The sequence below is a fragment of the Snuella lapsa genome (assembly GCF_039539345.1).
GTDB lineage: Bacteria > Bacteroidota > Bacteroidia > Flavobacteriales > Flavobacteriaceae > Snuella > Snuella lapsa.
Map to the genome: position 1 here is coordinate 1 of NZ_BAABCY010000091.1, position 1,199 is coordinate 1,199.

Here is a 1,199-nt window from a genome sequence, read left to right on the forward strand (position 1 = left end):
TTCTTTGTTGATCTTTTCTTTTTAATCTATCTTTAAACTTTAATTGGTAGTTTTGAGACAGACTGCCGTTGGGGCACATTAATTTGAAGAATCTAAAAGAAATATGGCATGACTTAACCTTGACCTACACCTCGGATATGGGTCTGATAGATGAGTTATGGAATGAGATTGAAAAGAACTACTCAGGAAAAAATCGACACTACCACAATCTAAATCATTTGGAGTTCATGATGAAGTTGGCGTTCGAATACAAATCCGAACTGGTTGACATCGACACACTCTTGTTTTCTGTTTTCTATCACGATATTGTCTACAATTCAAAGCGTTCAGATAATGAACTTAAGAGTGCTGAAATTGCAAAAGTACGATTGAAAAGACTTGGTTTGCCGAGCGATAGAATAACTAAATGTCACGAACAAATTTTGGCAACGAAAGAGCATGGCAATGACACAGAATCTGACACCAACTTCCTTGTTGATTTCGACCTTGCAATTTTAGGTGATGAACATGAAAACTATTTGGATTACACGAAGAAAATAAGAAAAGAATATTCGGTTTATCCGGACTTCTTTTACAATAAAGGTAGAAAGAAAGTTCTGAGACATTTTCTTGAAATGGACAGGATATTTAAAACCAATGAATTCAAAATGAACTTTGAGGAGCAAGCACGTAAAAACATTAGAACTGAATTAGGAGAAGAATAATGGGACTTTTAGACAGACTATTTAAGAAGAAAGAGGTTAGAAAACAACCTGAAGATTACTACGACATCTCAATCACAGACGATTATGTTATGGTCGAACACCCCAAACGTGATATTGAAAAAATCAACTGGGATGAGATTCAAGAGATATCGATAGTAACCACCGATGAAGGTCCGTTTCTACCAGATGTTTGGTTAATGTTGATGGGTAACGATAAAGGATGCTCAATGCCTCAAGGTGCTCCGAAATATGACGAGGTTTACGACATTGTTTCAAAATATGATGGGTTTGATTTTGAAGAAGTAATTAAAGCTGCAACATCAACCGATAATGCGAAATTTGAACTCTGGAAAAAGAACAAAAATTAAAACGATGCCCCAACACCATGTATAGTGCATACCCTTCGGGATACGCACCATACACCAAACGTTATGGAGCATAAACAAACTACACTAATATGACCTGGCAGGAATACGAAAAACTTGTTTTTGAAAA

General features: G+C 35.9%; 2 protein-coding genes. Both read left to right on the forward strand.

What is annotated here, in order from left to right; all coding sequences use genetic code 11:
- The first annotated feature begins 83 nt into the window (after positions 1–83).
- Positions 84–704, forward strand: coding sequence for an HD domain-containing protein (locus ABD792_RS16835; protein WP_345007537.1), 621 nt, complete (start codon positions 84–86; stop codon positions 702–704).
- On the forward strand, positions 704–1,072 hold the full coding sequence (locus ABD792_RS16840; protein ID WP_345007538.1) for a hypothetical protein: 369 nt from the start codon (positions 704–706) through the stop codon (positions 1,070–1,072). Before ABD792_RS16835 ends, ABD792_RS16840 begins: the two co-directional genes overlap by 1 nt.
- Positions 1,073–1,199 lie beyond the last annotated feature (127 nt).